22 protein-coding genes are annotated in these 25,726 nt (G+C 63.3%); 6 read left to right on the top strand and 16 right to left on the bottom strand.

What is annotated here, in order from left to right; translation table 11 throughout:
- Window positions 1-97: 97 nt before the first annotated feature.
- From KVT32_RS13800 to KVT32_RS13785, 4 genes are all read right to left on the bottom strand, one after another.
- The gene (locus KVT32_RS13800; protein ID WP_152382985.1) at window positions 98-403 is read right to left on the bottom strand and encodes a DUF4148 domain-containing protein; all 306 of its coding nucleotides are present in this window, start codon (window positions 401-403) and stop codon (window positions 98-100) included.
- An 84-nt stretch (window positions 404-487) separates the two neighbouring features.
- Window positions 488-793: a DUF4148 domain-containing protein gene (locus KVT32_RS13795; RefSeq protein WP_152382986.1), complete on the bottom strand. Its 306-nt coding sequence runs from the start codon at window positions 791-793 to the stop codon at window positions 488-490.
- A gap of 84 nt (window positions 794-877) precedes the next feature.
- Window positions 878-1,183 (bottom strand): DUF4148 domain-containing protein, encoded by a 306-nt coding sequence (locus KVT32_RS13790; protein ID WP_056327114.1) that lies wholly within the window; start codon window positions 1,181-1,183, stop codon window positions 878-880.
- A gap of 303 nt (window positions 1,184-1,486) precedes the next feature.
- The gene (locus KVT32_RS13785; protein ID WP_152382987.1) at window positions 1,487-2,653 is read right to left on the bottom strand and encodes a mandelate racemase/muconate lactonizing enzyme family protein; all 1,167 of its coding nucleotides are present in this window, start codon (window positions 2,651-2,653) and stop codon (window positions 1,487-1,489) included.
- Between the two features lie 95 nt (window positions 2,654-2,748).
- Between KVT32_RS13785 and KVT32_RS13780 the strand changes: the two genes are divergently transcribed.
- A complete protein-coding gene (locus tag KVT32_RS13780) occupies window positions 2,749-3,678 on the top strand; it encodes a LysR substrate-binding domain-containing protein (RefSeq protein ID WP_152382988.1) in 930 nt (309 codons plus the stop codon).
- 27 nt (window positions 3,679-3,705) lie between these two features.
- Here the strand turns inward: KVT32_RS13780 and KVT32_RS13775 are convergent, their stop codons facing one another.
- The 6 genes from KVT32_RS13775 to KVT32_RS13750 form a co-directional block, all read right to left on the bottom strand.
- Window positions 3,706-4,887: a glycosyltransferase gene (locus tag KVT32_RS13775; RefSeq protein WP_193725340.1), complete on the bottom strand. Its 1,182-nt coding sequence runs from the start codon at window positions 4,885-4,887 to the stop codon at window positions 3,706-3,708.
- The gene (locus KVT32_RS13770) at window positions 4,793-6,115 is read right to left on the bottom strand and encodes an O-antigen ligase family protein (RefSeq protein WP_217618374.1); all 1,323 of its coding nucleotides are present in this window, start codon (window positions 6,113-6,115) and stop codon (window positions 4,793-4,795) included. Before KVT32_RS13770 ends, KVT32_RS13775 begins: the two co-directional genes overlap by 95 nt.
- Window positions 6,112-7,557, bottom strand: coding sequence for a flippase (locus tag KVT32_RS13765; protein WP_152382991.1), 1,446 nt, complete (start codon window positions 7,555-7,557; stop codon window positions 6,112-6,114). Before KVT32_RS13765 ends, KVT32_RS13770 begins: the two co-directional genes overlap by 4 nt.
- 136 nt (window positions 7,558-7,693) lie before the next feature.
- Window positions 7,694-8,605 carry a hypothetical protein gene (locus KVT32_RS13760; RefSeq protein ID WP_193725341.1) on the bottom strand — a complete coding sequence of 304 codons (912 nt, stop codon included), beginning with the start codon at window positions 8,603-8,605 and terminating at the stop codon, window positions 7,694-7,696.
- Window positions 8,606-9,105: 500 nt separating this feature from the next.
- Window positions 9,106-9,624: a single-stranded DNA-binding protein gene (ssb, locus tag KVT32_RS13755; protein ID WP_062838810.1), complete on the bottom strand. Its 519-nt coding sequence runs from the start codon at window positions 9,622-9,624 to the stop codon at window positions 9,106-9,108.
- Window positions 9,625-9,919: 295 nt separating this feature from the next.
- Window positions 9,920-11,104, bottom strand: coding sequence for an MFS transporter (locus KVT32_RS13750; protein ID WP_056327097.1), 1,185 nt, complete (start codon window positions 11,102-11,104; stop codon window positions 9,920-9,922).
- A gap of 237 nt (window positions 11,105-11,341) precedes the next feature.
- Between KVT32_RS13750 and uvrA the strand changes: the two genes are divergently transcribed.
- Both uvrA and KVT32_RS13740 read left to right on the top strand, forming a co-directional pair.
- Entirely contained in the window at window positions 11,342-14,197 is a 2,856-nt protein-coding gene (uvrA, locus tag KVT32_RS13745; protein ID WP_152382993.1) for an excinuclease ABC subunit UvrA, read from the top strand.
- A 30-nt stretch (window positions 14,198-14,227) separates the two neighbouring features.
- Window positions 14,228-14,890, top strand: a complete 663-nt coding sequence (locus KVT32_RS13740; RefSeq protein ID WP_152382994.1) for a glutathione S-transferase family protein — start codon at window positions 14,228-14,230, stop codon at window positions 14,888-14,890.
- Window positions 14,891-14,913: 23 nt separating this feature from the next.
- On the opposite strand, the gene KVT32_RS13735 is transcribed toward KVT32_RS13740, so the two are convergent.
- Genes KVT32_RS13735 through KVT32_RS13725 form a run of 3 tightly spaced genes read right to left on the bottom strand, consistent with a single transcriptional unit; the run spans window position 14,914 to window position 17,780 of the window.
- Window positions 14,914-16,041: a deoxyguanosinetriphosphate triphosphohydrolase gene (locus KVT32_RS13735; RefSeq protein ID WP_152382995.1), complete on the bottom strand. Its 1,128-nt coding sequence runs from the start codon at window positions 16,039-16,041 to the stop codon at window positions 14,914-14,916.
- A 24-nt stretch (window positions 16,042-16,065) separates the two neighbouring features.
- Window positions 16,066-17,142, bottom strand: coding sequence for a 3-dehydroquinate synthase (gene aroB / locus KVT32_RS13730; protein ID WP_152382996.1), 1,077 nt, complete (start codon window positions 17,140-17,142; stop codon window positions 16,066-16,068).
- The gene (locus KVT32_RS13725; RefSeq protein ID WP_062838805.1) at window positions 17,139-17,780 is read right to left on the bottom strand and encodes a shikimate kinase; all 642 of its coding nucleotides are present in this window, start codon (window positions 17,778-17,780) and stop codon (window positions 17,139-17,141) included. Before KVT32_RS13725 ends, aroB begins: the two co-directional genes overlap by 4 nt.
- A 113-nt stretch (window positions 17,781-17,893) precedes the next feature.
- Between KVT32_RS13725 and KVT32_RS13720 the strand changes: the two genes are divergently transcribed.
- A complete protein-coding gene (locus KVT32_RS13720) occupies window positions 17,894-20,341 on the top strand; it encodes a penicillin-binding protein 1A (protein ID WP_056327085.1) in 2,448 nt (815 codons plus the stop codon).
- A 34-nt stretch (window positions 20,342-20,375) separates the two neighbouring features.
- Here the strand turns inward: KVT32_RS13720 and cyaY are convergent, their stop codons facing one another.
- Window positions 20,376-20,705, bottom strand: coding sequence for an iron donor protein CyaY (cyaY, locus tag KVT32_RS13715; RefSeq protein ID WP_056327082.1), 330 nt, complete (start codon window positions 20,703-20,705; stop codon window positions 20,376-20,378).
- Here cyaY and KVT32_RS32610 point away from each other — a divergent pair.
- Window positions 20,656-20,925, top strand: coding sequence for a lipoprotein (locus KVT32_RS32610; RefSeq protein ID WP_371825585.1), 270 nt, complete (start codon window positions 20,656-20,658; stop codon window positions 20,923-20,925). The two genes, cyaY and KVT32_RS32610, sit on opposite strands and share 50 nt — an antisense overlap.
- Window positions 20,922-22,214, top strand: coding sequence for a diaminopimelate decarboxylase (lysA, locus tag KVT32_RS13710; RefSeq protein WP_217618373.1), 1,293 nt, complete (start codon window positions 20,922-20,924; stop codon window positions 22,212-22,214). The genes KVT32_RS32610 and lysA overlap by 4 nt, the downstream gene beginning before the upstream one ends.
- 70 nt (window positions 22,215-22,284) lie before the next feature.
- Here the strand turns inward: lysA and ccsB are convergent, their stop codons facing one another.
- On the bottom strand, window positions 22,285-23,631 hold the full coding sequence (ccsB, locus tag KVT32_RS13705; RefSeq protein WP_056327078.1) for a c-type cytochrome biogenesis protein CcsB: 1,347 nt from the start codon (window positions 23,629-23,631) through the stop codon (window positions 22,285-22,287).
- An 8-nt stretch (window positions 23,632-23,639) separates the two neighbouring features.
- Window positions 23,640-25,721: a cytochrome c biogenesis protein ResB gene (locus KVT32_RS13700; protein ID WP_180097057.1), complete on the bottom strand. Its 2,082-nt coding sequence runs from the start codon at window positions 25,719-25,721 to the stop codon at window positions 23,640-23,642.
- Between the last annotated feature and the right edge of the window lie 5 nt (window positions 25,722-25,726).

Raw genomic sequence — 25,726 nt, 5'->3', positions numbered from 1 at the left:
GGTATTGCCGAGAGGGCCGCTCAAGCCGCCGACAGTGCCAGCGAACCCCGGCCGGGAATGATCCCGTTCCCGGGGTCCGCTTCGATTGCCATCTGCTTCAGCCTTGCACGGGCGGGTAGTCCAGTTCGCCGCCGTCGGTCAGGCCTTGGGCGCGGGCGGCGGCCAGTTCCTGCTTCACTTCGGCACGCGTCTTGTCGCCGGCGTGGGCATACGCGGTGGCGGCGTAGCCTTCTTCGCCCGACACCAGTTCACCGTTGGCGCGTGCGGCGGCCAGTTCTTGCTGCACCTGAGCGCGGGTCACCGTACTTTGCGTGTTCAAGGCGGGCGGGTAGTCCAGTTCGCCAGCTTGAGCGGCGCCGATGAAGGAGGCGGACAGGATCAGGGCGGATACGAGGGTCTTCATGAGAATGCTCCAGTCAATGTGAGTTGCTATATCGAAGTTGCGTTGGTGCTATCTAGTTGTAGATAGATAAGAGGCTGGAAAAAATCAGCCTTGAACGGGCGGGTAGTCCAGTTCGCCGCTTTCGGTCAGGCCTTGAGCCCGGGCGGCAGCCAGTTCCTGCTTCACTTGGGCGCGGGTCTTGTCACCGGCAAAAGCGATCGGGGCGGCGGCGTAGCCTTCTTCGCCGAACACCAGTTCGCCGTTGGCACGGGCGGCTGCCAGTTCTTGCTGCACTTGAGCGCGGGTCACGGTGCTTTGGGTGTTCAGTTCGGGCGGGTAGTCCAGTTCGCCGGCTTGGGCGGCGCCGATGAAGGAAGCGGACAGGATCAGGGCGGATACGAGGGTCTTCATGAGAATGCTCCAGTCAATGTGAGTTGCTGCGTCGAAGTTGGGTTACAGCTATCTAGTTATAGATAGATAAGCGGTCGAAAAAAATCAGCCTTGAACGGGCGGGTAGTCCAGTTCGCCGCTGTCGGTCAGGCCTTGGGCGCGGGCGGCAGCCAGTTCTTGCTTCACTTGGGCGCGGGTCTTGTCACCGGCGAAAGCGATCGGGGCGGCGGCGTAGCCTTCTTCACCAAACGCCAGTGCGCCGTTGGCACGGGCAGCGGCCAGTTCTTGCTGGACTTGAGCGCGGGTCACCGTGCTGTGCGTGTCCAGGGCAGGCGGGTAGTCCAGTTCGCCGGCTTGGGCGGCGCCGATGAACGAAGCGGAAAGAATCAGGGCGGATACGAGGGTCTTCATGGTCAATCTCCGAGATAAGTTAAAGTGTGCGTTTCAGTTAGCTATCTACTTGTAGGTAGATGTCGAGCGAAATAAAAAAGCGGTCCTACTGTATTTCTGGGTTCGGCGCCGGGCGGTTTTGTTGGGTGCGCTGCGTCGATGGATGAATCTTACCTACTACTAGATAGACAGCGCAAGCGGTTTAAGTGAAACAATTTATTTCGTGGGGCGAATTGGCAACACAGCCTGTAGGGGCCCGGCGGCACGCGCAACGCTGCGTCGGGCGGTCCGGCGACTCAGCCAACGGAGCCGCCCCACCCTGCGTCACGCCGACAGTGCGCGCATGACGGCATACAGATCGGACTTGCCCTCGAAGCCGATGCCAGGCAGATCGGGCATCGTCACATGGCCAGCTTCCACCTTCACGCCATCTGGAAACCCGCCGAACGGCTGGAACAGATCCGGATAACTTTCGTTGCCGCCAAGCCCCAGGCCCGCCGCGATGTTCAACGACATCTGGTGCCCGCCATGCGGCACGCACCGGCTGGCAGACCAGCCGTGCTGATGAAGCATCGCCAATGTGCGCAGATACTCCACCAGCCCGTAACTGAGCGCGCAATCGAACTGTAGATAGTCGCGGTCCGCGCGCATGCCGCCGTAGCGGATCAGGTTGCGGGCATCCTGCATCGAAAAGAGGTTTTCGCCCGTCGCCATGGGCTTGTCGTAGTAGTTGCGCAACGTCGCCTGAAGCTCGAAGTCCAGCGGGTCGCCGGCCTCCTCGTACCAGAAGAGATCGTACTGGGACAGCGCCTTGGCGTATGCAATCGCCGTGTCCAGATCGAACCGCCCGTTCGCGTCGACAGCCAGCTTCTGGCCGTCCTGCAGCACGCTGAGCACCGAGTCGATCCGGCGCAGGTCTTCGTCCAGCGATGCACCGCCGATCTTCTTTTTCACGACCGTATAGCCGCGGTCCAGATAGCTGCGCATCTCGTCCTTGAGCTTGGCGTGGTCCTGTCCCGGATGGTAGTACCCGCCTGCGGCGTAGACGAACACGCGCCGATCCGGCTGGCCATTGCCGTAGCGTTCGGCCAGCAATTGGAAAAGCGGCTTGCCTTCAATCTTCGCCACCGCATCCCACACGGCCATGTCGATCGTGCCGATCGCCACCGATCGCTCGCCGTGGCCGCCGGGCTTCTCGTTCCTGAACATCGCATCCCAGACCTTGTGCGGGTCCAGGTTGCGCCCCGTGGCATCCGCGAGCGAATCCGGGTCCGCCTCCAGCACGCGCGGGATGAAGCGCTCGCGCATCAGCTTGCCCTGGCCATAGCGGCCGTTGGAGTTGAACCCGTAACCGACCACCGGCTTGCCGTCGCGGATCACGTCGGTGATCACCGCGACCAGGCTCAGCGTCATCTTGCTGAAATCGATGTAGGCGTTGCGGATAGGTGAACTGATGGGCAGGGTCTGCTCGCGGATATCGACGATTCTCATGGCTTGTCTCCAGTTGGGGCGCATCGTGAATCGATAGATTAGTGGCGCATCCCTGCCCTAGAATTCACCCAAGTTCATTTGATTATTAACTTCCAGTGAAAGCGGACCTTGCCTCGGAGCTGCAATTCTTTGTGCTGATCGCGCGGCTGGGCAGCCTGTCCGCAGCGGCGCGGCAACTGGACCTGACGCCTCCCGCGGCCACCAAGCGGCTCGCGCTGATGGAAAAGCGCCTCGGGGTGCGGCTGGTCAACCGCACGACGCGCAGCATCAGTCTGACCAATGAAGGTGAAACCTATCTGACCTACGCGGCCCGGATCCTTGCCGACCTGCGGGAAATGGAGGACGTGGTGTCGAGCAGCAGCGTGCAACCGCGCGGCCTTATCCGCGTCAATGCCACGCTGGGTTTCGGCCGCACGACCATCGCGCCGCTGGTCTCGGACTTTGCAAGGCGCTATCCGCAGGTCCAGGTCGAACTGGAGGTGACCGACCGTCCCATCGACCTGGTGGAAGGCGGCTTCGACCTGGCCATCCGCTTCGGCGAACTCCCCGACAAACGTCTTGCCGCGCGGCGCATCATGACCAATCGCCGCTTTCTTTGCGCCTCGCCTCACTACCTGAAGGCGCACGGCACGCCCGCCACCCTTGCCGACCTCGCCCATCACCAATGCATTCTTCACCGGCAAAACGACGAAGCGCACGGCGTCTGGCGCTTCACGCATCAAGGCAATGTAGAGGTGGTGAAGGTCGAAGGCGGGCTTTCCAGCAACGACGGTGACATCGTTCTGGGCTGGGCCCTGGACGGCCACGGCATCTTGATCCGGTCGGAATGGGATCTGGCCAAATACCTGGAAAGCGGCCGGCTGCGGGTGGTGTTGCCCGATTTCACGCTGCCGTCGGCCGACCTGTTCGTCTACTATCCGCAGCGCCGCAATCAGACCGCCCGCGCGCGCGCCTTCATTGATTTTCTGGTGCAGGCCTTTCTCCCGGCCGGCGCCCCACCGACGCCGGCCCCCGGAAAAAAGTAGCCGCCGCCACTGGCAGCGTCCGGTGCGTCAGCGCTTGACCGCCTTGTCCCAGCTCCAATGACGGCCCGCCATGTGCGCCTTGAGCACCGCCGGCGTCTGAGCCACCGTATCGATGGCACCGGTATATTCCCGCCCGCCGGCAACCGTGGGACGCAATGCCCGGCGCAGGAGCCTGACGAGCCGCTGGCGGCGATAACGCCTTTTCTCGAATGCCACTTTCTTAAGGAAATCAGAGCGCGGCATGCCGACGATACCCGCGGCCAGCGGAATCGCCTGCTCAATCTCAGAAGCGTACTCGCCGTGCAACGTCTGGCACACGGCGATCAACCGCGCGAAATTGAATCGCGACACCTCGGCCGGGGATATTTTTGCAATGGTCTCCAGCGCCGCATGCGCCCATACGGTTTCAACGGAAAAAAAGCGCGGCACCCCTTCCGTCCAACCGGCGCTTACGAACGCCTTGGTTTGCGATTCGACTCCCAGCTTTCCCTTGTGCTGGTTCATGGCGCTGCGGCCTGTATTGCTGCCGCCCGACGCGCCAGGAATGGTCAGAGGATAGTCGATCTCTACGAACCGGCCACCGCACAGCGCCAAGCCGATCGCGCCGGACACATCGGGGCTGGATCCATGGAAAAACGCGCCAGACAGCGTTTTCATTTTTTCGAGCAGGCTGCGCCGCACGATCCCGTGGTAGATCTTTGGAAGGCCATCCGTTCCCTGGGCGGCATTCAACAAGGCTGCGGACAGGCTGTCGGAAGACTCGCGAACAACCACGGGTCCGATCCGGCTCGGCAGATACAACCTGCCGGCGTGCCCCGCGCCAAAAATCTTGGACCTGAAATCCGGCCATACATAATTCGACATGACCTTCGGCGCGATAACGTCGATCTGATTTTCCTTGGCCCACCGCGCCGCCAGCAACGCGTCTTCCGTGATGGTGTCGTCGTCGCCGATCAGGCAGACAAACTCTCCGGAGGCGGCGCCGATCACATTATTGTGATTCCCGGTCATATCCAGCTTTTCTGCGGGCCGCAAATATTTGAACCGGGGGTCATCGCAGGGCGGATTATCACCCTGGCGAACCAACTCTTCGAGCAGTCCGTCTGTACTGGTGTCACTGACAACCAGTTCCAGGCTGCGATCCCCGATGGCCAGTATGGAGCGAACCGCATGAATCGCATACTTGGAGCGATTGTGCGTGGGAATCACAACGGATAGCAATATTTCCATTTTCTGAATAACTTATCGCAATTATCATCAGTCTTCCCGAGCCGGCGGGGAGGGCGTGTGTCAGTGCCAGAATCAACATGAATACAAGCAACACTTCGAATGCTGCCGAACCCACCAGGGGCTCGAACAGGGAAAACACCAGCAGTACAACAAAAACCACGCGCAGATAGCGGAACCACGGCGACGTCTGCTCTGCCCGGACCAGGTGCCTATAGATTAGCCGCAAGTACCATCCATACAATACGGCCCCGAATAGTCCGTAATTCAGAAGCAGCTGCAGGATGGAGTTATGCGTCCCCCAGACGTCCTCGATGCCCGGGTTGGCCTCGATGAACGTCCGGAATGTATTGGGGCCAATGCCAAACCAAGGGTGCTGAAGCCAAAGGTCGAAGCTGAACGCCCACAGCAACATGCGATTTACCGCGGAGCTCAGTTCGCTGGCAAACGGCCCACCATAGTCACGAAGCTGGTTTTGACCATCAATCGAAAAAAATAGAATCGCCAACGCGAATCCGATTACTGGCACGACCCACACGAGCCACAGCAGCCGCTTCCTGTCCATCATTAGCGCAACGAGGTACAACGCCAATATGATGGCACCGCCGCGGGACATCGTGCACAAAATGGCGATCGCAAAAAGCCACCGCAGCACGCGCATTCTAGCCGACGCAAGTGCAAACAAAAATACGAGAAAGGCGGCAAGATAATTCGATCTGCCAAGCGGCGTCGCGATGAACAACTTACGCGCGTAATAATCGCCCGGACTATACGCAGCGATGTAGAACAGCACGATGACGGCGAGTGCCAGCACGACGCCTCCGGCCAGCATCATGCGCACGATCCAATCCTGCTTGATGAACTGGTGAAACTGCGCGTAAAAAATCAACGTGCAAATTGCATAGATCATCGGCAAGGCGCCGGCGGCCGCCCGCATATGTGCGCCCTCGGGCGTCATCGCCACGCCAACCGCCCCAAAAACTACCGCTCCCGCCAGCAATATGGCGGGCGCGGGAATCACAATCCGGGGAAGCGCAATTGCGGTGAGCAGCAGCGGAAGGACAATGAATAATCCCATCGGGACGGTCATCGTGCTTACGCCAACGGGCACCTGTATATCGCCGACAAACAACAGAAAGAACGGAAGCAGGATGACAAACAACGCAAGCCGCGTGTCGAAACGGTAAGGCAACGCCATATCCTGAGTCATGCCCTGCTCCCACGGCCGAAACGCGCGCTGCCGCGCATAGCAATCAACAGCACCAATGCGACAACCGCAACCAGCCAGGCGGCACGGACGGATGGACTTGGCACGAGCGCTCCCACGAACCCCACTACTGCCAGGCCTGAAACCGAAAGGAGTCGGAGTTTCGCACTGGTGAACATCGAACGGTTCAGCACAAGCTTGACGCCCCAGAACATCAAAATGGCGTCAACCGCGACACGGAGAAACCACGCGATGGCGGCCCCTGTCAAGCCATAATTCCGCGCGAGAAGAAGCAACGCTCCCAGAAATAGCGGCACCTCGATCATATGAAATATGGCTGTCAAATGCGATTTTCCGGCCCCTTGAATGACGGTGAAGGGTATTTGAGCAATACAGGTAATAAACATGCCAGCCGAGAATATTTGCAGCAGCACATAGCTTTGCGACGCAAAGGATTCACCCACCCACAACGTCAAAAGCTCTTTGGCAAAAATCGCGATGGCCACCGTAATGGGCAACAGGGTCAGGAAAATCCAGCCCACTGCCTTGTTTATCAACGGCATTACCGCTTTGTCTTGCCGGGCAATCTGCGCCGCCAAAGCCGGGAACAACACGGCCGTCAAGGCGCCAGGCAGAATCGACAATTTGGTGATCAACTCTTGCGGCGTAACATAATAAGCAACGGCGGCCGACGAGATAACAGCGCCCACAATGAATCGATCAGCGTAACTCATGACGGGGCTGACGATATTGCTGATTGTCATCCACCCCCCTGAACTGCATAGCGGCCGAATCAGTGACTTGTCGAACTTGAAGGGCCCCACATCGTCCGGCAGGTAGCGCTTCGCGTACCACGCATGCAATGCGCACGTCACCACACGCCCACCGGCCAGAACCATCGTTATCACGTCCAGCCGGGGCGGGCCATAAAGCACCACGGCCAGAGGCCCCAAAAAGGTCAACAGGCCCATCGGCAGCCTGATCAGATTGATGACCGCGAATGCGTGCCTGGCCTCCAGAATCCCTCGAAAGCCCGCAGTCAACACGACAGCGGGCATGGCCAGCGCCATGATCCAGATGGCATTGAGCACTTCCGCCTGGTCCGGCACGGCGCTGATGAATCCCAGCCCCCAGGGGCCCACCGCAGCCATCAAGGCGCCCGCAACGATGCTGAAAAGCGCGATCACTGCGATGGCGGTAACCACCAGGGCGCCCACTCGCCGCCGCTCCTTGCCTTCGAGCATCACCGCAAGATGCTGCGTCAACGCACGGCCGAGTCCCAGGTCAAACAGGCTCAGGTAGCTGACGACTGCCCAGATCAGCGTCAACAACCCAAACCGTGCATCCCCCAATTCGCGGATGAGAACCGGAATGCTGAATACTGCGGTGAGTAGCGGAAGCCCCAGGCCGAGCAGGTTGTAAACGGAATGTCGGATTAATTTCACGGATAGACCAAAGGAAGTTTCCGTAACATAAAGGATGCTCTAGGGCTGACATTCGAAGCCCTTCCAGGCAATCTTCATTGCTACGAACCCACAAGCCGTCAAGGATGCCGCAGGCGCCGCGTCAAGACGTCCACTGCTACTTTAAGAGAACAAAACGCGTCTTGCCTCGAATAACCAAAAAGATGAAGCCGCACAAAATCCCCAGCAACATCGCCGGAGGCAGCAGATTTCTCAGTCTTGGAAATACCGGCTGCACAAGGATTTCGGCCTGGGCGACATCCGCCGAATAGTGCCCTGCCAAAGCAATGCGATCATCCAACTCGTCTATGGATCGGCGCAAAATTCCGATCATCAGTTCGCTCTGGGAAATTTCGGCTCTTAATTGCGGAGCAAGCCAGAGCGACACATCAGGATCACCCCGCACAACGTAGTTGTACTTGCGGCCCAAGCTCTCAAATTTTCTTCCCTCCGCCGCGACCTCGCCATCATATTTATTACGTAAGTCAATCAGCGCTTCCAGGCGCGCGTCCATCACCTTGTCGTGAGACGCGCGTACCTGCTTTTCAATTGCGTTGACATAGACCTGCAGTTGGTGGTGCGAGTATCCCAGGTAATCCACTCTAAGCAGTTGGGTGCCGGGAATCGGCCTTACAGTCAGCGACTCACGAAAGAGTTTAGCGTCGCGCGATGCGCCGCCACCCTGGCCGGGCGACGCAGCATTTGCCGACGACACCACCGCGTCAACGAATTCGTGGCTTTTCATCCACTCCGAAGTCAGCGAGACCTGTTCCAGCAATTCGGGTTTTAGGTCATGTCCTGCTTTGACATCGCCGACACGGACGATAAGAATCGCCGGCCATTTTTTCGGCACAAAAAAATAAGCCGCAACGCCGCAGGCGACTCCAAACACTGCAGCGATTGCCAGTGTTTTCCAGTTGCAGAATAAACGCCCCCAAAAAATTTCCCTTGGATAATCGCCACGCGGCGTCACCGGCGCGTCAGCACCGTTTTCCCGGGCCGCGGCGTTAATCAAGTTATTGTCGCGCACTATCGATGTTCCTTTTTCGCAGCATTTTAGGCCAGTGACGGACCATTTTTTCAGAACAATCGGTTGACCGCCGAAGAGGCTATCAGAGAGTCACGTCCGGGGCAAGCGGCAGCGCCGCTCCGGACACAAGGCAAAGCCCGGAATAGTTAAACAATCGGCGCAATCCATATATAGAATTCACATTGTTACCAATATCCACCAACCATTGCGTAACCCGTGAAATTATTACCTTGCAGCTATAGATGTAATTTAGGTCTGGTAAGCCGTCGTGCGGAGGGTCCGTTCCGCTGGCAGATGCGCACATTTTTGTTCCACCAAAACCGGTGAAGTCCAGACTTGGTGGCAGAACTTAATCGGAATGCGTGAAATTCAACCGCTACACAGCATGGTTGATACCCGAGATGCAGGTAAGCAAGTTCGTAGACCTCTCCGCCCGCCCTTCGAGACGAAAAAAATGGCGGACCCGAAGGTCCGCCATTTTTGGCCGAATTGAAATTCGCTCAGAACGGAATATCGTCGTCCATGTCCGCCAGATTGGCGCCGCTGCTGGCCGGGGCCGCTGCGGGAGCCGCCGGGCGCTGCTGGGGCGCGGGGCGCTGCGCCGGGGCGGCGCGTTGCTGGCGCGGGGCGTCGTCGTAGCCGCCACCGCCACCGTAGCTGCCGCCACCGCCGCCGCCATCTTCGCGGCCACCCAGCATTTGCATCTGGTCAGCGACGATTTCGGTGCTGTAGCGGTCGGCGCCGGTGTCCTTGTCTTGCCACTTGCGCGTCTTGAGGCGGCCTTCGATGTAGACCGAGCGGCCCTTCTTCAGGTATTCGCCGGCGATTTCAGCCAGGCGGTTGTACATGACGACGCGGTGCCATTCGGTTTCTTCGCGCTTTTCGCCGCTGGCCTTGTCCTTCCAGGACGAGGTCGTGGCGATCGACATGTTGCAGATTGCGGCCCCGTCGGGGCTGTAGCGGACTTCCGGGTCGCGACCCAGATTGCCCACGAGTATGACTTTGTTAACCGATGCCATGCCGATGTCCCTCTGTTGTTGACAGCCTGCGATTCGCGTTGCCGCGAGCGCGCCGGCAACAACATAAAAAAGCGATGTTGAAGACCGGCTTCATGAAAGTCGCCGGTCAGCGAAGCGATGACCGGCGATTGCTCAGGTGAAGCCTGTGTTGATGCGTATTATCGACGAAAGCGCTCGCCGCGCCAAACGGGTTCGGTGACAAATCGATCACCGCTGGCAAACCATTTCGACGCTGTTGGACGCCGTTTGCGACCAGATCGGCGACTTTCCTCACGCTGCGGGAAAGTCCCAGCGATCACGCCAGAGGCCGCAGCGCCCAGGTGACCGCCAGCCAGATCGCCGACAGCACCGCCGCGGCCACGAACACCGCGCTGGCGCCCGAATGCGCGGCCAGCCATCCGCCCAGGGCTCCGCCCGCAAACAGCCCTGCCGCCTGCGCCGTGTTGTAAAAGCCCAGCGCCAGCCCCTTGTAGGCCGCCGGCGCCACGCGCGACACGAGCGAGGGCTGCAAAGCCTCCAGCACGTTGAAGGCGACGAAAAAGCCGGTCAGGGCGATGGCCAGCGTGTAGAAGCCGTGACTGGCGGCCGGCAGCAGCGCGCACACCAGCACCAGCCCGGCCACCGACGCCCGCAGCGCGCCGCGGTGCGCGCGCCGCTTTTCCGCGACGAACACCACCGGCACCATCAGAACGAAAGACACCAGGATGACCGGCAGGTAGACCTTCCAGAGGTCGCGCGCGTCCAGCCCCCCGACCTTGGCCAGCAGCGCCGGCACCACGACAAAGAGCGACACCTGGATCAGATGCAGCACGAACACGCCGAAATTCAGCCGGAGCAGGTCACGATGGGTCAGGACCTCGCGCGGCCTGGCCGCCTGCATGGTGCGGGCCTGCGTGCGAGGCACCACCGGCACCACCCAGCGCGCCACGGCCAGGCAGACGACGCCCAGGCAGGCGATCGTCCAGAACAGTCCCGACAGCCCCCACCAGCCCACCAGCACGGGCGAAAGCACCAGCGATACGGCGAACGACAGGCCGATCGATCCGCCCACCATCGCCATGGCGCGCGTGCGCACCTCGTCGCGGGTGGCGTCGGCCAGCCAGGCGGTGACGGCCGCGGAAATGGCCCCCGCCCCCTGGATGGCGCGGCCGATCGTGATCCAGAACACATCGGTCGCCTGCGCACAGACGACGCTGCCGATGACGAATAGCAGCAGCCCGAAAAGCACCACGGGGCGGCGCCCCCACCGGTCGGACGCGAGGCCAAAGGGAATCTGCATGAAAGCCTGGGTCAGCCCGTACATCCCCAAGGCGAGGCCGACGCGGGCGGGATCGTCGCCGCCCGGCATGCCGCTTGCGGCCACTGCAAAGACCGGCAGCAACAGGAACAGTCCCAGCATCCGCGCGGCAAACAGGCCGGCCAAGGCCACGCTGGCGCGGCGCTCGGAAGGGGTCAATTTCAGTTTGGTGTCTGCCGGCATGCGGAAATTTCAACGATGACTAGGGCGGCGCGCATGCATCTGACGTCATACGCTCACGGTCTGATTCTGGCGGTGCGGCGCCGGCCCCGGTTCCGTCCCACCAGATGGAGGACCTTGAACGCGAGGGGATTCGGCGCGCTATAGTACCAAGTTGGCCTTTGAAACCGCTTAAATGCGCCCAAAGGGTGCGCGGGATCAAAGGCGTCTTCGACGCAACTGGACGTTACCCATACAGACGTGAGCATACGCATCCGGGGTGCCCGCACCCACAATCTCAAGAACGTCTCGCTGGACCTGCCGCGCCACAAGCTGGTGGTGGTCACAGGTCTGTCCGGGTCCGGCAAATCCTCGCTGGCGTTCGACACGCTGTACGCGGAGGGCCAACGGCGCTATGTGGAAAGTCTTTCCGCCTACGCCCGCCAGTTCCTGCAACTGATGGACAAGCCTGACGTGGATCTCATCGAGGGGCTGTCGCCGGCCATCTCGATCGAGCAGAAGGCCGCGGGACACAATCCCCGCTCCACGGTCGGCACCATCACCGAGATCCACGACTACCTGCGCCTGCTCTACGCGCGGGTGGGCACGCCCTACTGCCCCGATCACGGCCTGCCGCTGCAGGCCCAGAGCGTCAGCCAGATGGTCGACGCGGTGCTGGGCTGGACGCCCGAGACGCGGCTGGCCGTGCTGGCCCCCATCGCGCGCGGCAAGAAGGGCAGCTTCGAGGACGAATGCGCCAGCCTGCAGGCGCAGGGCTATGTGCGCCTGCGCGTCGACGGCCAGATGTTGGAAATCGACGGCATGGGGCCGCTGAAAAAGACTGAGAAGCACGACATCGACGTCGTCATCGACCGCCTGCGCATCCGGCCCGAGAGCAAGCAGCGCCTGGCCGAGAGCTTCGAAACCGCCCTGCAGCTTGCAGAAGGCCGCGCCCTGGCGCTGGACATGGACAACGAGCGCGAGCAGGTCTTCTCCAGCCGCTACGCCTGCCCGGTGTGCAGCCACAGCCTGCCCGAGCTGGAGCCACGCCTGTTCAGTTTCAACAATCCGATGGGCGCCTGCCCCAGCTGCGACGGCATCGGCCAGGTGGGCTTCTTCGATCCGAAGCGGGTCGTCGCCTTTCCGGAACTGAGCCTGGCCGCCGGCGCGATCCGCGGCTGGGACCGCCGCAATGCGTTCACGCACTCGCTGCTGACCAGCCTGGCCGCCCATTACGAATTCGACATCGAGGCGCCCTTCGAGGAGCTGCCCGAGGCGCTGCGCGACAAGGTCCTGTACGGGTCCGGCGAAGAAGAGATCTCGTTCCTGTACCTGAACGAAAAAGGCCGCAGCACCGTCAAGCGCCATACGTTCGAAGGCGTCATCCCGAACCTGGAGCGCCGGTGGCGCGAAACGGACTCAGCGACGGTGCGCGAGGAACTGGGCAAGTACCGCAACATCAAGACCTGCCCCGACTGCGCGGGCTCGCGGCTGCGCCCCGAAGCGCGCAACGTGCTCATCGGGCACGACCCGCGCGGCGGCGAGCGCCACGGCCAGGCCATCTATGAAGTCGAGTCCATGCCGCTGTCCAGCTGCCTGGAATGGTTCCGCAATCTGAACCTGACCGGCGCCAAACAGGAGATCGCGCAGCGTATCGTGCGCGAGATCGAGGCGCGGCTCAGCTTCCTGAACAACGTGGGCCTGAACTATCTGTCGCTGGACCGCAGCGCGGACACGATCTCCGGCGGCGAAGCGCAGCGCATTCGTCTGGCCAGCCAGATCGGTTCGGGCTTGACGGGCGTGATGTACGTGCTGGACGAGCCCTCCATCGGCCTGCACCAACGCGACAACGACCGCCTGATCGGCACGCTGCAACATCTGCGCGATCTGGGCAACAGCGTCATCGTCGTCGAGCACGACGAAGACATGATCCGCATGGCCGACTGGGTGGTGGACATGGGCCCCGGCGCCGGCGAACACGGCGGCGAAGTCGTCGCCCAGGGCGACCCCGAGACCGTGCAGCGCGATCCCAATTCGCTGACGGGGCAGTACCTGAGCGGCGCGCGCGCCATCGCCATCCCGAAGCGCCGTCCCGTCGACGACGAACTGCCGTGGTTGACGCTGACCGGCGCCACCGGCAACAACCTCAAGAACGTCGAACTGCGTGTGCCGGCTGGCCGTCTCGTGTGCGTGACGGGCGTGTCCGGTTCGGGCAAATCCACGCTCATCAACGATACGCTGGCCGTGGCCGTATCGCGCCAGCTGCACCACGCGCAGAGCGAGCCCGCCCCCTACGTGTCGATGCAGGGGCTGGAGAACTTCGACAAGATCATCAGCGTCGATCAAAGCCCCATCGGGCGCACGCCGCGCAGCAACCCGGCCACCTATACGGGCCTGTTCACACCCATCCGCGAGCTATTCGCGGGTGTGCCGGAAGCGCGCACGCGCGGCTACGATCCGGGCCGTTTCAGCTTCAACGTGAAGGGCGGCCGGTGCGAAGCCTGCCAGGGCGACGGTGTGGTCAAGGTCGAGATGCATTTCCTGCCGGACATGTATGTGCCTTGCGACGTCTGCCACGGCAAGCGCTACAACCGCGAGACGCTCGAAATCCGCTACCGCGGCCGCAACATCAGCGAAGTGCTGGACCTGACCGTGGAGCAGGCGCTCGAGTACTTCGAATCGGTGCCCGCCATCTCGCGCAAGCTGCACACGCTCATCGACGTGGGCCTGTCGTATATCCGCCTGGGGCAAAGCGCGACCACGCTGTCCGGCGGTGAAGCGCAGCGCGTGAAGCTGTCGCAGGAGCTGTCGCGCCGCAGCACCGGCCGCACGCTGTACATCCTGGACGAACCGACCACGGGCCTGCACTTTCGCGACATCGAGCTGCTGCTGCAGGTGCTCAATCAATTGGTGGACGCCGGCAATACCGTGCTCATCATCGAGCACAACCTGGACGTCATCAAGACCGCGGATTGGCTGGTCGACATGGGCCCCGAGGGCGGTGACGGCGGCGGCCGTGTCGTGGCGCAAGGCACGCCGGAGACGGTTGCGGCGGCCAAGGCCAGCCACACCGGCCAGTACCTGGGCAAGCTACTGCGCCGCAAGCCGGCCGACTGAACCTTCCCTATCTGCATAGGAAACGCCAGCATGTACACCCTCATCATCGGCAACAAGAACTACTCTTCCTGGTCCATGCGTCCGTGGATCGCCCTGCGCGCCGCCGGCATCGCATTCGCGGAGCAGAAGGTCGGCCTGTTCACCGAGGCGTTTTCAGAGCGGGTGGCGCAGGTGTCGCCCGCAGGCCTCGTGCCTGTGCTGCTGGACGGCGACTTTGCCGTGTGGGATTCGCTGGCCATCTGCGAGTACGCCGCCGAGCGCCACCCCGAGGCCGCCTTGTGGCCACAGGACGCCAAGGCACGCGCGCGGGCGCGTTCGCTGGCCGCGCAGATGCACAGCGGCTTTGGCGCACTGCGCCAGGCCATGCCAATGAACGTCGAAGCCCACTTGCCGGGCATCGAATTTCCGGAAGCGGCGCGCGCGGACGTGGCGCGCGTGCAGGCCATCTGGCAGGAAACGCGTGGGCAGTTCGGCCAGGGCGGCCCCTTCCTGTTTGGCGCGTTTTCGATTGCCGACGCGTTCTTCGCGCCGGTGGTCTCGCGCTTCACGACCTACGGCATCGCGGCCGCAGGCCCCGTGCGCGAGTACATGGATGCCGTGCTGGCGCTGCCCGCCATGCAGGAGTGGACGCGGGACGCGCTGGCCGAAGCCACCTTCGTCGACGCGGACGAACCCTACCGCAAACACCGCTGACGACGGGCTTGCCCGCGGCGCGGCTACGCCATGTCGAACAGCCGCTTGTGTTCGCGGATGGCGTAGCGGTCGGTCATGCCGGCGATGTAGTCGGCGATGGCGCGGGCCTGATCGTTGAACTGCTCGCGGCGGTAATCGGGCGGCAAGAGGCGCGGATCGTCCAGAAAGGCCGCAAACAGCTCGCGCACGATGCGGCGCGCCTTGCTCGTCATGCGCAGCACGCGGTAGTGCCGGTACAGGTTGTCGAACAGGAATTTCTTCAGCGTGTCCGCTTCGCGGCGGATATCGTCGGAGAAACCCGCCAGCGGTGGCGAGCGCCGCACATCGTCCGCGCTGGCCGGCGCCGCGTCGCGGATGCGCGCCAGCGACGTGCGGGTCAGATCGACGATCAGCGTGTTGATCATTCGGCGTATCGTTTCGGCCACCGCGCGCCGCGGCGCCAGCCCGGGATAGCGGTCCAGCACATACGCATGGTGGCGCTCGAAAATCGACACGTCCTTCAACTGATCCAGCGTGATCAACCCCGAGCGCAAACCGTCGTCGACGTCGTGGTTGTTGTACGCGATCTCGTCGGCCAGATTGGCAAGCTGCGCCTCCAGCGACGGCTGCGTGCGGTTCAGGAACCGTTCGCCGACCTCCCCCAGCATCCGTGCATGGGCGACCGAGCAATGCTTGAGGATGCCCTCGCGCGTCTCGAAGCACAAGTTCAGGCCGTTGAAGTCGGCATAGCGTTCTTCAAGCTCGTCCACCACGCGCAGGCTTTGCAGGTTGTGTTCGAAGCCGCCCGCCTGCGGCGCCAGTTCGCGCATGCAGGCATTGAGCTCGTCCTGCCCGGCGTGGCCGAACGGCGTGTGGCCCAGGTCATGCGCCAGCGAGATGGCTTCGGTCAGGTCTTCGGACAGCCCCATGCTGCGCGCCAGCGTGCGCGCGATCTGGGCCACTTCCAGACTATGCGTCAGGCGTGTGCGAAACAGGTCGCCTTCATGGTTGACGAAGACCTGCGTCTTGTATTCCAGACGCCGGAAGGCGCTGGAATGCACGATGCGATCGCGGTCGCGCTGAAACTCCGTGCGGTTTTCCGGCGGCGGCTCGGCGTGGGTCCGGCCGCGCGATCGGGACGGGTGAGAAGCATAGGAAGCCAGTTCATTCATCTGCAACACCGTCCATCACTGCGTTTACTGGGTAGTTCGGGCCAGCACGGCGCGCACCGCATCGTCCGGCGCCGGCCGCATCACGGCCTCGCCGATGCGCGGCATGAGCACGTAGCGGATCGAGCCACCTTCCGTTTTCTTGTCCACCTGCATCAGGTCCAGCCAGCGGTCCGCACCCAGGTCGGGCGCGACGACCGGGCACCCGATGGCCTGCACCAGCGCACGCACACGCGCCACGTCGGCGCGATCGAAGCCCGCCACATCGGCCGACAGCTCGGCTGCCTGCACCATGCCGCAACCCACTGCCTCGCCGTGCAGCCAGGCGCCGTAGCCCAGACCCGACTCGATGGCGTGGCCAAATGTGTGGCCCAGGTTCAGGATGGCGCGCAACCCGGATTCGCGCTCGTCCTTGCCCACCACCTGCGCCTTCAGTTCGCACGAGCGGCGGATCGCGTAGGCCACGGCGTCGCCGTCCAGCGCACGTAGCTTCTGCGCGTTGTCCTCGCACCAGCTCCAGAACGCCGGATCCAGGATGAGGCCGTACTTGATGACTTCGGCCAGGCCGGCCGAGACCTCGCGCGCGGGCAAGGTGTTCAGCACATCGGTGTCGATTTCCACCGCGATCGGCTGATAGAACGCGCCGATCATGTTCTTGCCCAGCGGGTGGTTCACGGCGGTCTTGCCGCCCACCGACGAGTCCACCTGCGCCAGCAGCGTCGTGGGCACCTGCAGGAAGCGCACGCCGCGCATGTACACGGCCGCGGCAAAGCCGGTCATGTCGCCGATGACGCCGCCGCCCAGCGCAACCAGCACGCACCGGCGGTCCAGGCGGTTGCCGAGCAGCGCGTCGAAGATCAGGTTAAGAGACTGCCAGTCTTTGTAGGCTTCGCCGTCAGGCAGTTCAATGCGCAGCACGCGCTTGCCCGTGCGCGCCAGCGCCGCTTCAGCGCGCTCGCCGTACAGGGCCGCCACCGTGGGGTTGGTGACCACGGCGATCGCGGTCGCATCCGCGGGAATGCATTGATCCAGGGAATCCAGGCGGCCAGGTCCGATGTGGATCGGATAGCTTCCACCCGGGGTGTCGACGTCAACAACGTTCATATGCGCTTCTCGAAAGCTTGTAATTGCGGCAGCAGCGCCTTGACCAGGGTGTGGATGGGCATGGACCCCGTTTCCACCACCAGGTCGGCCACTTCCTTGTATAGCGGCTCGCGCCGGGTCATCAGGTCGCGCAGCGTGCCGCGCGGATCGGCAGTGGCCAACAGGGGCCGGTTACGGTCGCGGCAGGTCCGGCGGAACAATTCATCCACGCTGGCCCTCAGATAGACGACAATCCCGCGCTGACGCAAGAGCTCCCGGTTTTCGGGGGCCAGAATGGCGCCGCCGCCGGTGGCAAGAATTATGTTGCGCCGTTGGGTACACTCTTCCAAGGCGGCGGACTCTCGGCGACGAAAACCGGCTTCGCCCTCGATTTCGAAGATTACCGGCACCCGTACGCCGCAACGCGCCTCGAGCTCATGATCCAGATCCATAAAGTCGCGCCCCAGCGCACGCGCCAGGCTACGGCCTATGGTTGTCTTGCCCGCGCCCATCATTCCGACCAAGAATACCGGCAGGTCGTGCGGCAACGACACGGTCTTGCCCGTGCACTCGACGGCGCAGGGCTGGCTTTCAGGCGCTGCGTCGGCGCGCGCCGGGTCCGGGGCTGCCTCCGGACATGAGTTAGCGGCAAAGTTCATGCCGGCATTATCACATTTGCCGCAGTTGCCCGCGCACCACACTGACCTATTTTGTTACAGAAACCGATCCCCCGCGATAAGGCGGGACCGGAGATACCCGTAAAATCGCCGCGATGAGCAAGCCCCAGAATTCCTCCAAGAAAGACAAGCCCGCCAGCAGCGGCTCCCCGATACTGCGGTTCTTCGTAAAAACCGGCATTCTTTTCGCCGGCCTGTTCCTGTGCGGTGTGTTGCTCGCGGGCATGGCGCTGGCGCTCGCGTGGCCCAACCTGCCCGACCTGAACGCCATGACGGACTACCGGCCGCGGGTGCCGCTGCGCGTGTACACCGCAGACCGCGTCCTGATCGGCGAGTTCGGCGAAGAACGCCGCAACGTGCTGCGCTTTAACGAAATCCCGGACGTCATGAAGTCCGCGGTGCTGGCGGCCGAGGACGACCGCTTCTACCAGCACGGCGGCATCGACTGGATGGGCGTGGTGCGCGCCGGCCTGACCAACCTGATCAGCATGTCCAAGACGCAGGGGGCCAGCACGATCACGATGCAGGTCGCGCGTAACTTCTACCTGTCGTCCGAAAAGACCTACTCGCGCAAGTTCTACGAACTGCTGCTGACATTCAAGATTGAATCCGAGCTCACCAAGGACCAGATCCTCGAGCTCTACATGAACCAGATCTACCTGGGCCACCGTGCCTACGGCTTTGCGGCCGCCTCGCGCACGTATTTCGGCAAGCCGCTGTCGGAAGTCACGCCGGCCGAAGCCGCCATGCTGGCCGGCATTCCGAAGGCGCCCTCGCGCTTCAATCCCATCGCCAACCGCCCCCGCGCCGAACTGCGCCAGCGCTACGTGCTGGGCCGCATGCATTCGCTGGGCTACCTGACCGAACCGGAATACAAGCAGGCGATGGCGCAGCCGATCGTCATGAAGTCCGCGGAAGGCACGCCGGCCGGCGGCTATTCCATCCATGGCGAGTACGTGGCCGAGCTGGCGCGCCAGCTGCTCTACAACGTGTACCAGGACAACGTCTATTCGCGCGGCATCAACATCTACACGACCGTGCAGTCCAAGGACCAGGAAGCCGCCTACCGCGCCGTGCGCGAAGGCGTGCTGGAATACACGCGCCGCGCGCCCTATCCCGGGCCGGAAGAGCAGCTCGACCTGCCCCCGGGCACCGAGAACAACCCCGCCGCGCTGGACGAATTCCTGGATGGCGTGTTCGACAAGTTCTCCGACAGCGGCGACCTGCTGACCGCAGTGGTGCTGTCGGCCAGCCCCACCGAAGTGAAGCTGGCGCGCAGCTCGCGTGAAATCATCACCGTCACGGACAAGAAGGTGCTGGGCGTGGTGGCCCGCGCGCTGAACGACAAGGCCAAACCGGAACAGCGCATCAAGCGCGGTTCCGTGGTCTACATCCGCAAGTTCGGCGACAACTGGGAAATCATCAACATGCCTTCGGTGCAGGCGGCCTTCGTGGCGTTGTCGCCGCAGGACGGCGCCATCCGCGCCATGGTCGGCGGCTTTGATTTCTACCGCGGCAACTTCAACCGTGTGACGCAGGCATGGCGCCAGCCGGGCTCGAACATCAAGCCCTTCATCTACGCCGCCTCGCTGGAACGCGGCCTGACGCCGGGCACGCAGATCTCGGACCAGCCGTTCGAGCTGACCGCCGCGCAAACCGGCTCCAAGGCCTGGAACCCCAAGAACTACGGCAACCAGTACGAGCCCATGCTGACGCTGCGTCAGGGCCTGTACAAGTCCAAGAACATGGTGTCGATCCGCATCCTGCAGGCCATCGGTCCGCAGTACGCGCAGGACTACCTCACCCGCTTCGGCTTTGACAAGGCGCGCCAGCCGGCCGTGCTGCCGCTGGCGCTGGGCGCCGGCTCGGTCACGCCGCTGCAGCTGGCAGGCGCCTTCTCGGTGTTCGCCAATGGCGGCTACCGCGTCACGCCCTACCTGATCGACCGCGTCACCGACAGCAGCGGCAAGGTCATCATGCAGTCCAAGCCGGTTGTCGCTGGCGACGCCGCAGCCCGCGCCATCGACCCGCGCACCGCCTGGGTCATGGACGACATCCTGCGCGGCGTCACCACGTACGGCACTGCGGCGCGTGCGCGTGCATTGCTCAAGCGCGGCGACATCGCCGGCAAGACGGGCACGACCAACGAATCCGTGGACGCCTGGTTCTCGGGCTATACGCCCACGCTGGCCGCGACCGCCTGGCTGGGCTTTGACCAGCCCAAGTCGCTGGGTTCGCGCGAAACCGGCGGCGGCGTGGCCATGCCGATCTGGGTGGATTACATGCAGAGCGTGCTCAAGGGCGTGCCGGAAGAAAAGCAGCGCCCGCGTCCGGACGGCCTGCTCGTGGAAAACGGCGAGTTCTACTTCTCCGAGTTCCCGCCGGGACAAGCAGTGGCCCGTCTGGGACTGCCGGAAGCCGACACGCTGGGTGAATTCCTGAACGGCCTCACCAGCGGCTCCGGCGAAGACACCCGGATCAAGGTCGCGCCGGGCGTGGGCACGCAGACCGCCACGCCCTGGTCGCAGAAGATTCCCTTCTGATGCAGAAAGGCCGGCCCATCGGGCCGGCCTTTTTTTACAGCCGGATCGTCACGGGGACGCCGGCGGCAGCCGAGCAGATCTGGGACAGGGCGTCCGGCAACTGCGGTCCGCCCCGGGTATCGTTCCAGTGCTGGCCATCGTAGCGGTAGTGAAAGCCGCCGCTGCGCGCGGCGACCCACAGCTCCTGCATGGCAGCCTGGCTGTTCACCACGACGTGGGTGTTGTCCTCGAAAACCATGGTCAGCACATTGCCGCTGCGGCTGGTTTCCACATCGACGTCGAGCGAAGCCGCCCAGTCATCGGCCTGGCTTTCGATGCTGTCCAGCACCTGGTCGATCAACGCAAGAAATTCGGTTTCGGTCATAATCGAGCCTGCAAGAATTACGGAGTTCCCAGTGTTCCAATTGGCATACAGCCGCATGGCTCTTCGCATTGTAGCCACGCTCCTGGCGACCGGCATCGTGGCGGCCTGCGGGTACAAGGGGCCGCTCTTCATGCCCCCGCCCCCTGAAGGCAAGGCGCCGGCCCGCACGCAGCAAACACCGCCGCCTGCGCAAATCCCTCCGGCCCCGTCCCTCCCATGACGCCCCCGTTCCCCACCCCGCCAGAATTGGCCGGCCATCCTTACTTCCAGTACCGCAATAATGTGTTGTACGCCGAGGATGTGCCGCTTGACCATCTGGCCGAACGGTTGGGAACGCCCCTTTACGTCTACTCCCGCGCGGCGCTGAAAGCCGCGTGGCAATCCTATTGCAGCGCCATCGGCCAGCGTCCGGTATTAGTCTGCTACGGGATGAAGGCCAATTCCAACCTGGCGGTGCTGGGCGAATTCGCCCGGTTGGGCGCCGGCTTTGACATCGTGTCGGGCGGTGAACTGCATCGCGCGCTCGCTGCGGGCGCGGACGCATGTCGAATCGTGTTCTCGGGCGTCGGCAAGCAGGCCTGGGAAATGCGCGACGCCCTCCTCGCCGGCGTGAAGTGCTTCAACGTCGAATCGGTGGACGAACTGCATCGCCTGTCGGACGTCGCGGCAAACATGGGCGTGCGCGCCCCGGTATCGCTGCGCGTGAATCCGGACGTGGACGCCCGCACACACCCTTATATCTCGACCGGCCTGAAAGAAAACAAGTTCGGCATCGCCATCGGGCAGGCGCTGGCTGCCTACCGCACCGCGCAGTCGCTGCCCGGCCTACGTATCGTCGGCGTGGACTGCCATATCGGCTCGCAGCTGACCGATATCAGTCCCTACTTCGACGCGCTGGAAAAGCTGCTGGACCTGATCGAAAGCCTGGAACAGGCGGGCATCCGCATCGAACACCTGGACTTGGGCGGCGGACTGGGCATCCGCTACCAGGACGAAACGCCCCCATCGCCACGCGCCCTGCTGGACCGCGTCTTCGAGCGGCTGAACGCGCGCGGCCAGGGGCATCTGCATCTGGTCCTGGAACCGGGACGCTCGCTCGTCGGCAATGCCGGCATGCTGCTCACCACCGTCCAATACATCAAGCACGCCGAAGCCCGCAATTTCGCCATCGTCGACGCGGCCATGAACGACCTGCTGCGCCCGGCGCTCTACGAGGCCTTTCACGGCGTGCAGCCCCTGCACCCGCGCGCCGGCGACACCGCCGAGTACGACATCGTCGGCCCCGTCTGCGAAAGCGCCGACTGGCTGGCAAAGCAGCGCCTGCTGGCCATCCGCCAAGGCGACGTGCTGGCGGTGGAATCGGCCGGCGCCTACGGCATGACCATGGCCAGCAACTACAACTCGCGCGGCCGCCCGGCCGAGGTCATGGTCGACGGTGACAAATACTATGTCGTGCGCCAGCGCGAAACGCTGGCCGATCAGCTCCGCGGCGAATCGCTGCTTCCCTGAATCAGCGCGCCGTAAAACACGAAGGCCCCTGCATGCAGGGGCCTTTTTTGTACACCGCGTGGGCGCGGGCCTAGAGCTGGCCGTACGAGTGCAGGCCCGACAGGAACATGTTCACGCCCAGGAAGGCAAAGCCCGTGATCAGCAGGCCCAACAGCGCCCAGTAGGCCGCCATGGCGCCACGCAGGCCCTTGATGAGGCGCATGTGCAGCCATGCCGCGTAGTTCAGCCAGACGATCAGCGCCCAGGTTTCCTTGGGGTCCCACTGCCAATACGCGCCCCACGCATCGGCCGCCCACAGCGCACCCAGGATGGTGGCGACGGTAAAGAAGGCAAACCCGATCGCGATGGCGCGATACATGATGTCGTCCAGCACTTCCAGCGACGGCAGCGCGTCCGCAATACGGCGGCGGCCCAGCAGGATGGCGCCCACGATCACGGCGCCCACGCCGAAGTACAACATCCAGGTCGCGGAAAGCCCATCGGTGCGAAACACCATGGGCTCGGCGCACAGCAACACGCCCAGGATGAACAGCGGCGCAAGCTTGGCCCACGAGGTCGTGTGGCCATGCTGCTTGACCAGGTATGCGAAGCCCACCATCGCCGCCAGCGAGAACGTGCCGTAGCCGATGAAGTTGGCCGGCACGTGCAGTTTCATCCACCAGCTCTTGAGCGCAGGCACCAGCGGCTGGATCTGTCCCGCGTCGCGCGTGAACGAATACCAGAGCAGGAACACGACGGCCGAGGTCACCACCAGCATCACGAAGCCGCCGAGCGCGCGCGTGGCGTACTTACGTTCGTAGTACAGGTAGAAGAGCGCGGTGATGAGCGAAAACAGGACGAAGACTTCGTACAGGTTGCTGACCGGGATATGCCCCAGGTCCGGACCCATCAGATGGCCCTCGCGCCAGCGCACGAGCAAGCCCGTGACACCCGCGAACACCGCGCCCCAGCTCAGCGCCGTGCCCAGCCAGGCGGCGGTCGGGCTGAACAGGCCGATCCAGTAGCACACCATCGACAGCGCAAACAGCGCGCTCATCCACAGGATCGCGGACTGCGAGGAAAACAGGTACTTCAGGAAGAACACCTGCTCGGCGCGAGCCAGATCGTTGCCGTACAGCATCAGCGCGAAGCCCGCGGAGATCGCACAGGCGATCATCAAACGGCGCAGTGGACGCCACAACCAGCCCAGCCAGGCCACCGCCGGCACCGTGCCGCACAGGATGATCTTCTCGTAATAGTCCATCGCGTGCCCGTAGCGGGTCAGCGCGAAACCTGCCCCCACCGCCAGCAGCAGAAAGAAGACGATGTCAGTCCAGTCGGGCTTTCCGCGTTGCGCGCGGCTGTCGCCGGTTTCGGACAAGGCGTCCTGCCAAAGCGATTCAGGCGACGGGGGTGGCGTGGTGGTCGTGGTGGACATAAATAACCTTAAGACCCTTTTTTCTGGCGCAGCAGCGCCTGCTTGAAGCGTTCGAACTCTTGATTGAAGTCAAGTGTACGCTTCTGTGACGTCATGGCCGCCAGGACGCTGCTGCCGCCGTCTTGCGGTTTGACCCAGATCCAGACGCGGCGGTCGCGGATATAGAACATCGAAAACACGCCCAGGACCAGCAACAGGCTGCCCAGATAGACGGTGTTCTTGCCCGGCGTGCGGCTGACCTGGAAGACGCTGGCCTGCACGTGATTGAAGTCGGCCAGCGACAGGAACACGGGTGCGGGATAGACGGTCAGGTCGGACAACGCGGCCACGGCCAGGCGCGACCATACTGCCGCGCGCTCGCCTTCCGGACCATCGACGGCCACCGGCTGCTGACCGGCGCGTTCGCGCGCGATGGCGCGCAATTCGTTCATGCTGGCGCCGATCAGGCGAATCACGACATCGGCGGCGCGCTCCAGATCGGCGGCGGGGGTATTGGCTTGCAGGAACGCCGCGACGGCCTGCAGGCCGCCGGCGGCAAAGGTGTCCAGCGCACGTTCGGCCGCGGTTTCCAGCGGCTGGCGATCGGCGCCCGATGGGCTGTTGCGCTCGGCGAACCGGCGGGCGGCTTCCTTGCGCGCGGCCGGATCGGCCAGCGTGGCGCGCAGACGCATGAATTCGGCGATGGAGCTGTCGTCGTCGGCCGGGATGCGCAGATAGCGGAAGGGCTCGCCGGCGTTGTTGCGCACGCCGGCCAGGAACACGGCCGCGCCGTCCAGTTCGACGGGCAGCATGTAGTTCTGGAACTCATGCGCCTGACCCGCATCGTCGATCAGCTTGTATTCGACGCTGGGCCCCACGTTGCGCAGATTTTCGTTCTTCTTGCCGGCCGCGCTGCCCGCGACCGAGGCCACATGTTCGGCAAAGCTCTGGTCGGCGCCCTTGGGGTCGCCGCGGGTCAGGTCTTCGACGTTGATCGGACGCATGGCCGTGACCTCGATGCCCATGCTGCGCGGGCCCTTGGCCGTTTGCGCCGTCAGCTCGCTGGTCTTGCCCACCGTGCCGTCGACCGAGAAGGTCGCGTCGTTGACGCCCACCAGCGGGTACCCCTTGAGCACGACTGTACTGCCGCCGTCGTCAAAGCTCGACTGATACACCGTCATGCCCTTGAAGCGCAGCGGCTCGTTCACTTCGATGGTCGAGTCGAAGGTCTTGCCCGTGTCCGGATCCGTGACCTCGACTTCGCTGGCAAAGCGGCTGGGCATGCCGGTGGAGTAGTAGTCGACGATGAACTTCTTGAGCTTGAGCGTGAAAGGCATGGGCTGCACCAGCGCGCCATCGCCCACCATCACGACCGCGGTGCTGGCCTGTCCGCCCTCGGGCACCAGGACGCTTGCGCGAAAGCTCGGGTTGTTGACCGACAGGCGCCCGCTTTCAGGCACCTCGGAAATCAGCATGTTTTCGACGATGGGTTGCTTGCCGCCGAACATGACCTGCAGGCGCACCGGCAGTTCGCTGTCGAGCAGGCCGCCGATACAGATGATGACCATGGCGGCGTGGGCGAACACATAGCCCAGCCGGTTGGCACTGCCCTTCTTGGCGGCCAGCAGAACGCCATCCTGGGCCTCGCGCACGCGCACCGCGTAACCCATGCGGCCCAGCAGCGCCTTCAGGCCGGTCACCGTCTGCGGCACGCCGGTGGGCTCGGTGGTCTCTACGCGATGCGGAAAGGCGCGCAGGCTGCCTTCGCGCACGTGCTCGCGAAACGATCGCGCGTCGCGAAGCATCTTGGGGGCATTTCGGATCAGGCACACCGAGGTCGATACGACCAGAAAGCCCATGATCAGCAGGAACCACCAGCTGTTGTAGACGTGCCAGATGGAGAACTTGTCAAAGACCTCGAACCAGAACGGCCCGAACTGGTCGATGTAATTGTTGGACGATCGGTTCTGCTGCAGCACCGTACCCACCAGGCTGGCCACGCAGATGAACATCAGCAGGCTGACGGCAAAACGCATCGAACCCAGAAGTTCAAAGAGATCGCCTGGCAGGCTGCGCAGAGAGGGGCGGGAGTGGGTTCGGGTCGAATTCATGAAAA

The sequence above is a fragment of the Achromobacter sp. GbtcB20 genome, from assembly GCF_019091095.1.
Taxonomy (GTDB): domain Bacteria; phylum Pseudomonadota; class Gammaproteobacteria; order Burkholderiales; family Burkholderiaceae_B; genus Achromobacter; species Achromobacter mucicolens.
The sequence above is the reverse complement of the archived record's forward strand: the minus strand, read 5'-3'. Positions and strand labels throughout refer to the sequence as shown.

What these genes read in the sequence shown, in the direction of transcription:
- KVT32_RS13800 (WP_152382985.1), bottom strand. Translation starts at nt 403, where the DNA reads ATGAAGACCCTCGTATCCGCCCTGATCCTGTCCGCCTCCTTCATCGGC.
- KVT32_RS13795 (WP_152382986.1), bottom strand. Translation starts at nt 793, where the DNA reads ATGAAGACCCTCGTATCCGCCCTGATCCTGTCCGCTTCCTTCATCGGC.
- KVT32_RS13790 (WP_056327114.1), bottom strand. Translation starts at nt 1,183, where the DNA reads ATGAAGACCCTCGTATCCGCCCTGATTCTTTCCGCTTCGTTCATCGGC.
- KVT32_RS13785 (WP_152382987.1), bottom strand. Translation starts at nt 2,653, where the DNA reads ATGAGAATCGTCGATATCCGCGAGCAGACCCTGCCCATCAGTTCACCT.
- KVT32_RS13770 (WP_217618374.1), bottom strand. Translation starts at nt 6,115, where the DNA reads ATGACTCAGGATATGGCGTTGCCTTACCGTTTCGACACGCGGCTTGCG.
- ssb (WP_062838810.1), bottom strand. Translation starts at nt 9,624, where the DNA reads ATGGCATCGGTTAACAAAGTCATACTCGTGGGCAATCTGGGTCGCGAC.
- KVT32_RS13750 (WP_056327097.1), bottom strand. Translation starts at nt 11,104, where the DNA reads ATGCCGGCAGACACCAAACTGAAATTGACCCCTTCCGAGCGCCGCGCC.
- KVT32_RS13740 (WP_152382994.1), top strand. Translation starts at nt 14,228, where the DNA reads ATGTACACCCTCATCATCGGCAACAAGAACTACTCTTCCTGGTCCATG.
- KVT32_RS13735 (WP_152382995.1), bottom strand. Translation starts at nt 16,041, where the DNA reads ATGAATGAACTGGCTTCCTATGCTTCTCACCCGTCCCGATCGCGCGGC.
- aroB (WP_152382996.1), bottom strand. Translation starts at nt 17,142, where the DNA reads ATGAACGTTGTTGACGTCGACACCCCGGGTGGAAGCTATCCGATCCAC.
- KVT32_RS13725 (WP_062838805.1), bottom strand. Translation starts at nt 17,780, where the DNA reads ATGAACTTTGCCGCTAACTCATGTCCGGAGGCAGCCCCGGACCCGGCG.
- KVT32_RS13720 (WP_056327085.1), top strand. Translation starts at nt 17,894, where the DNA reads ATGAGCAAGCCCCAGAATTCCTCCAAGAAAGACAAGCCCGCCAGCAGC.
- KVT32_RS32610 (WP_371825585.1), top strand. Translation starts at nt 20,656, where the DNA reads ATGCTGTCCAGCACCTGGTCGATCAACGCAAGAAATTCGGTTTCGGTC.
- cyaY (WP_056327082.1), bottom strand. Translation starts at nt 20,705, where the DNA reads ATGACCGAAACCGAATTTCTTGCGTTGATCGACCAGGTGCTGGACAGC.
- lysA (WP_217618373.1), top strand. Translation starts at nt 20,922, where the DNA reads ATGACGCCCCCGTTCCCCACCCCGCCAGAATTGGCCGGCCATCCTTAC.
- ccsB (WP_056327078.1), bottom strand. Translation starts at nt 23,631, where the DNA reads ATGTCCACCACGACCACCACGCCACCCCCGTCGCCTGAATCGCTTTGG.
- KVT32_RS13700 (WP_180097057.1), bottom strand. Translation starts at nt 25,721, where the DNA reads ATGAATTCGACCCGAACCCACTCCCGCCCCTCTCTGCGCAGCCTGCCA.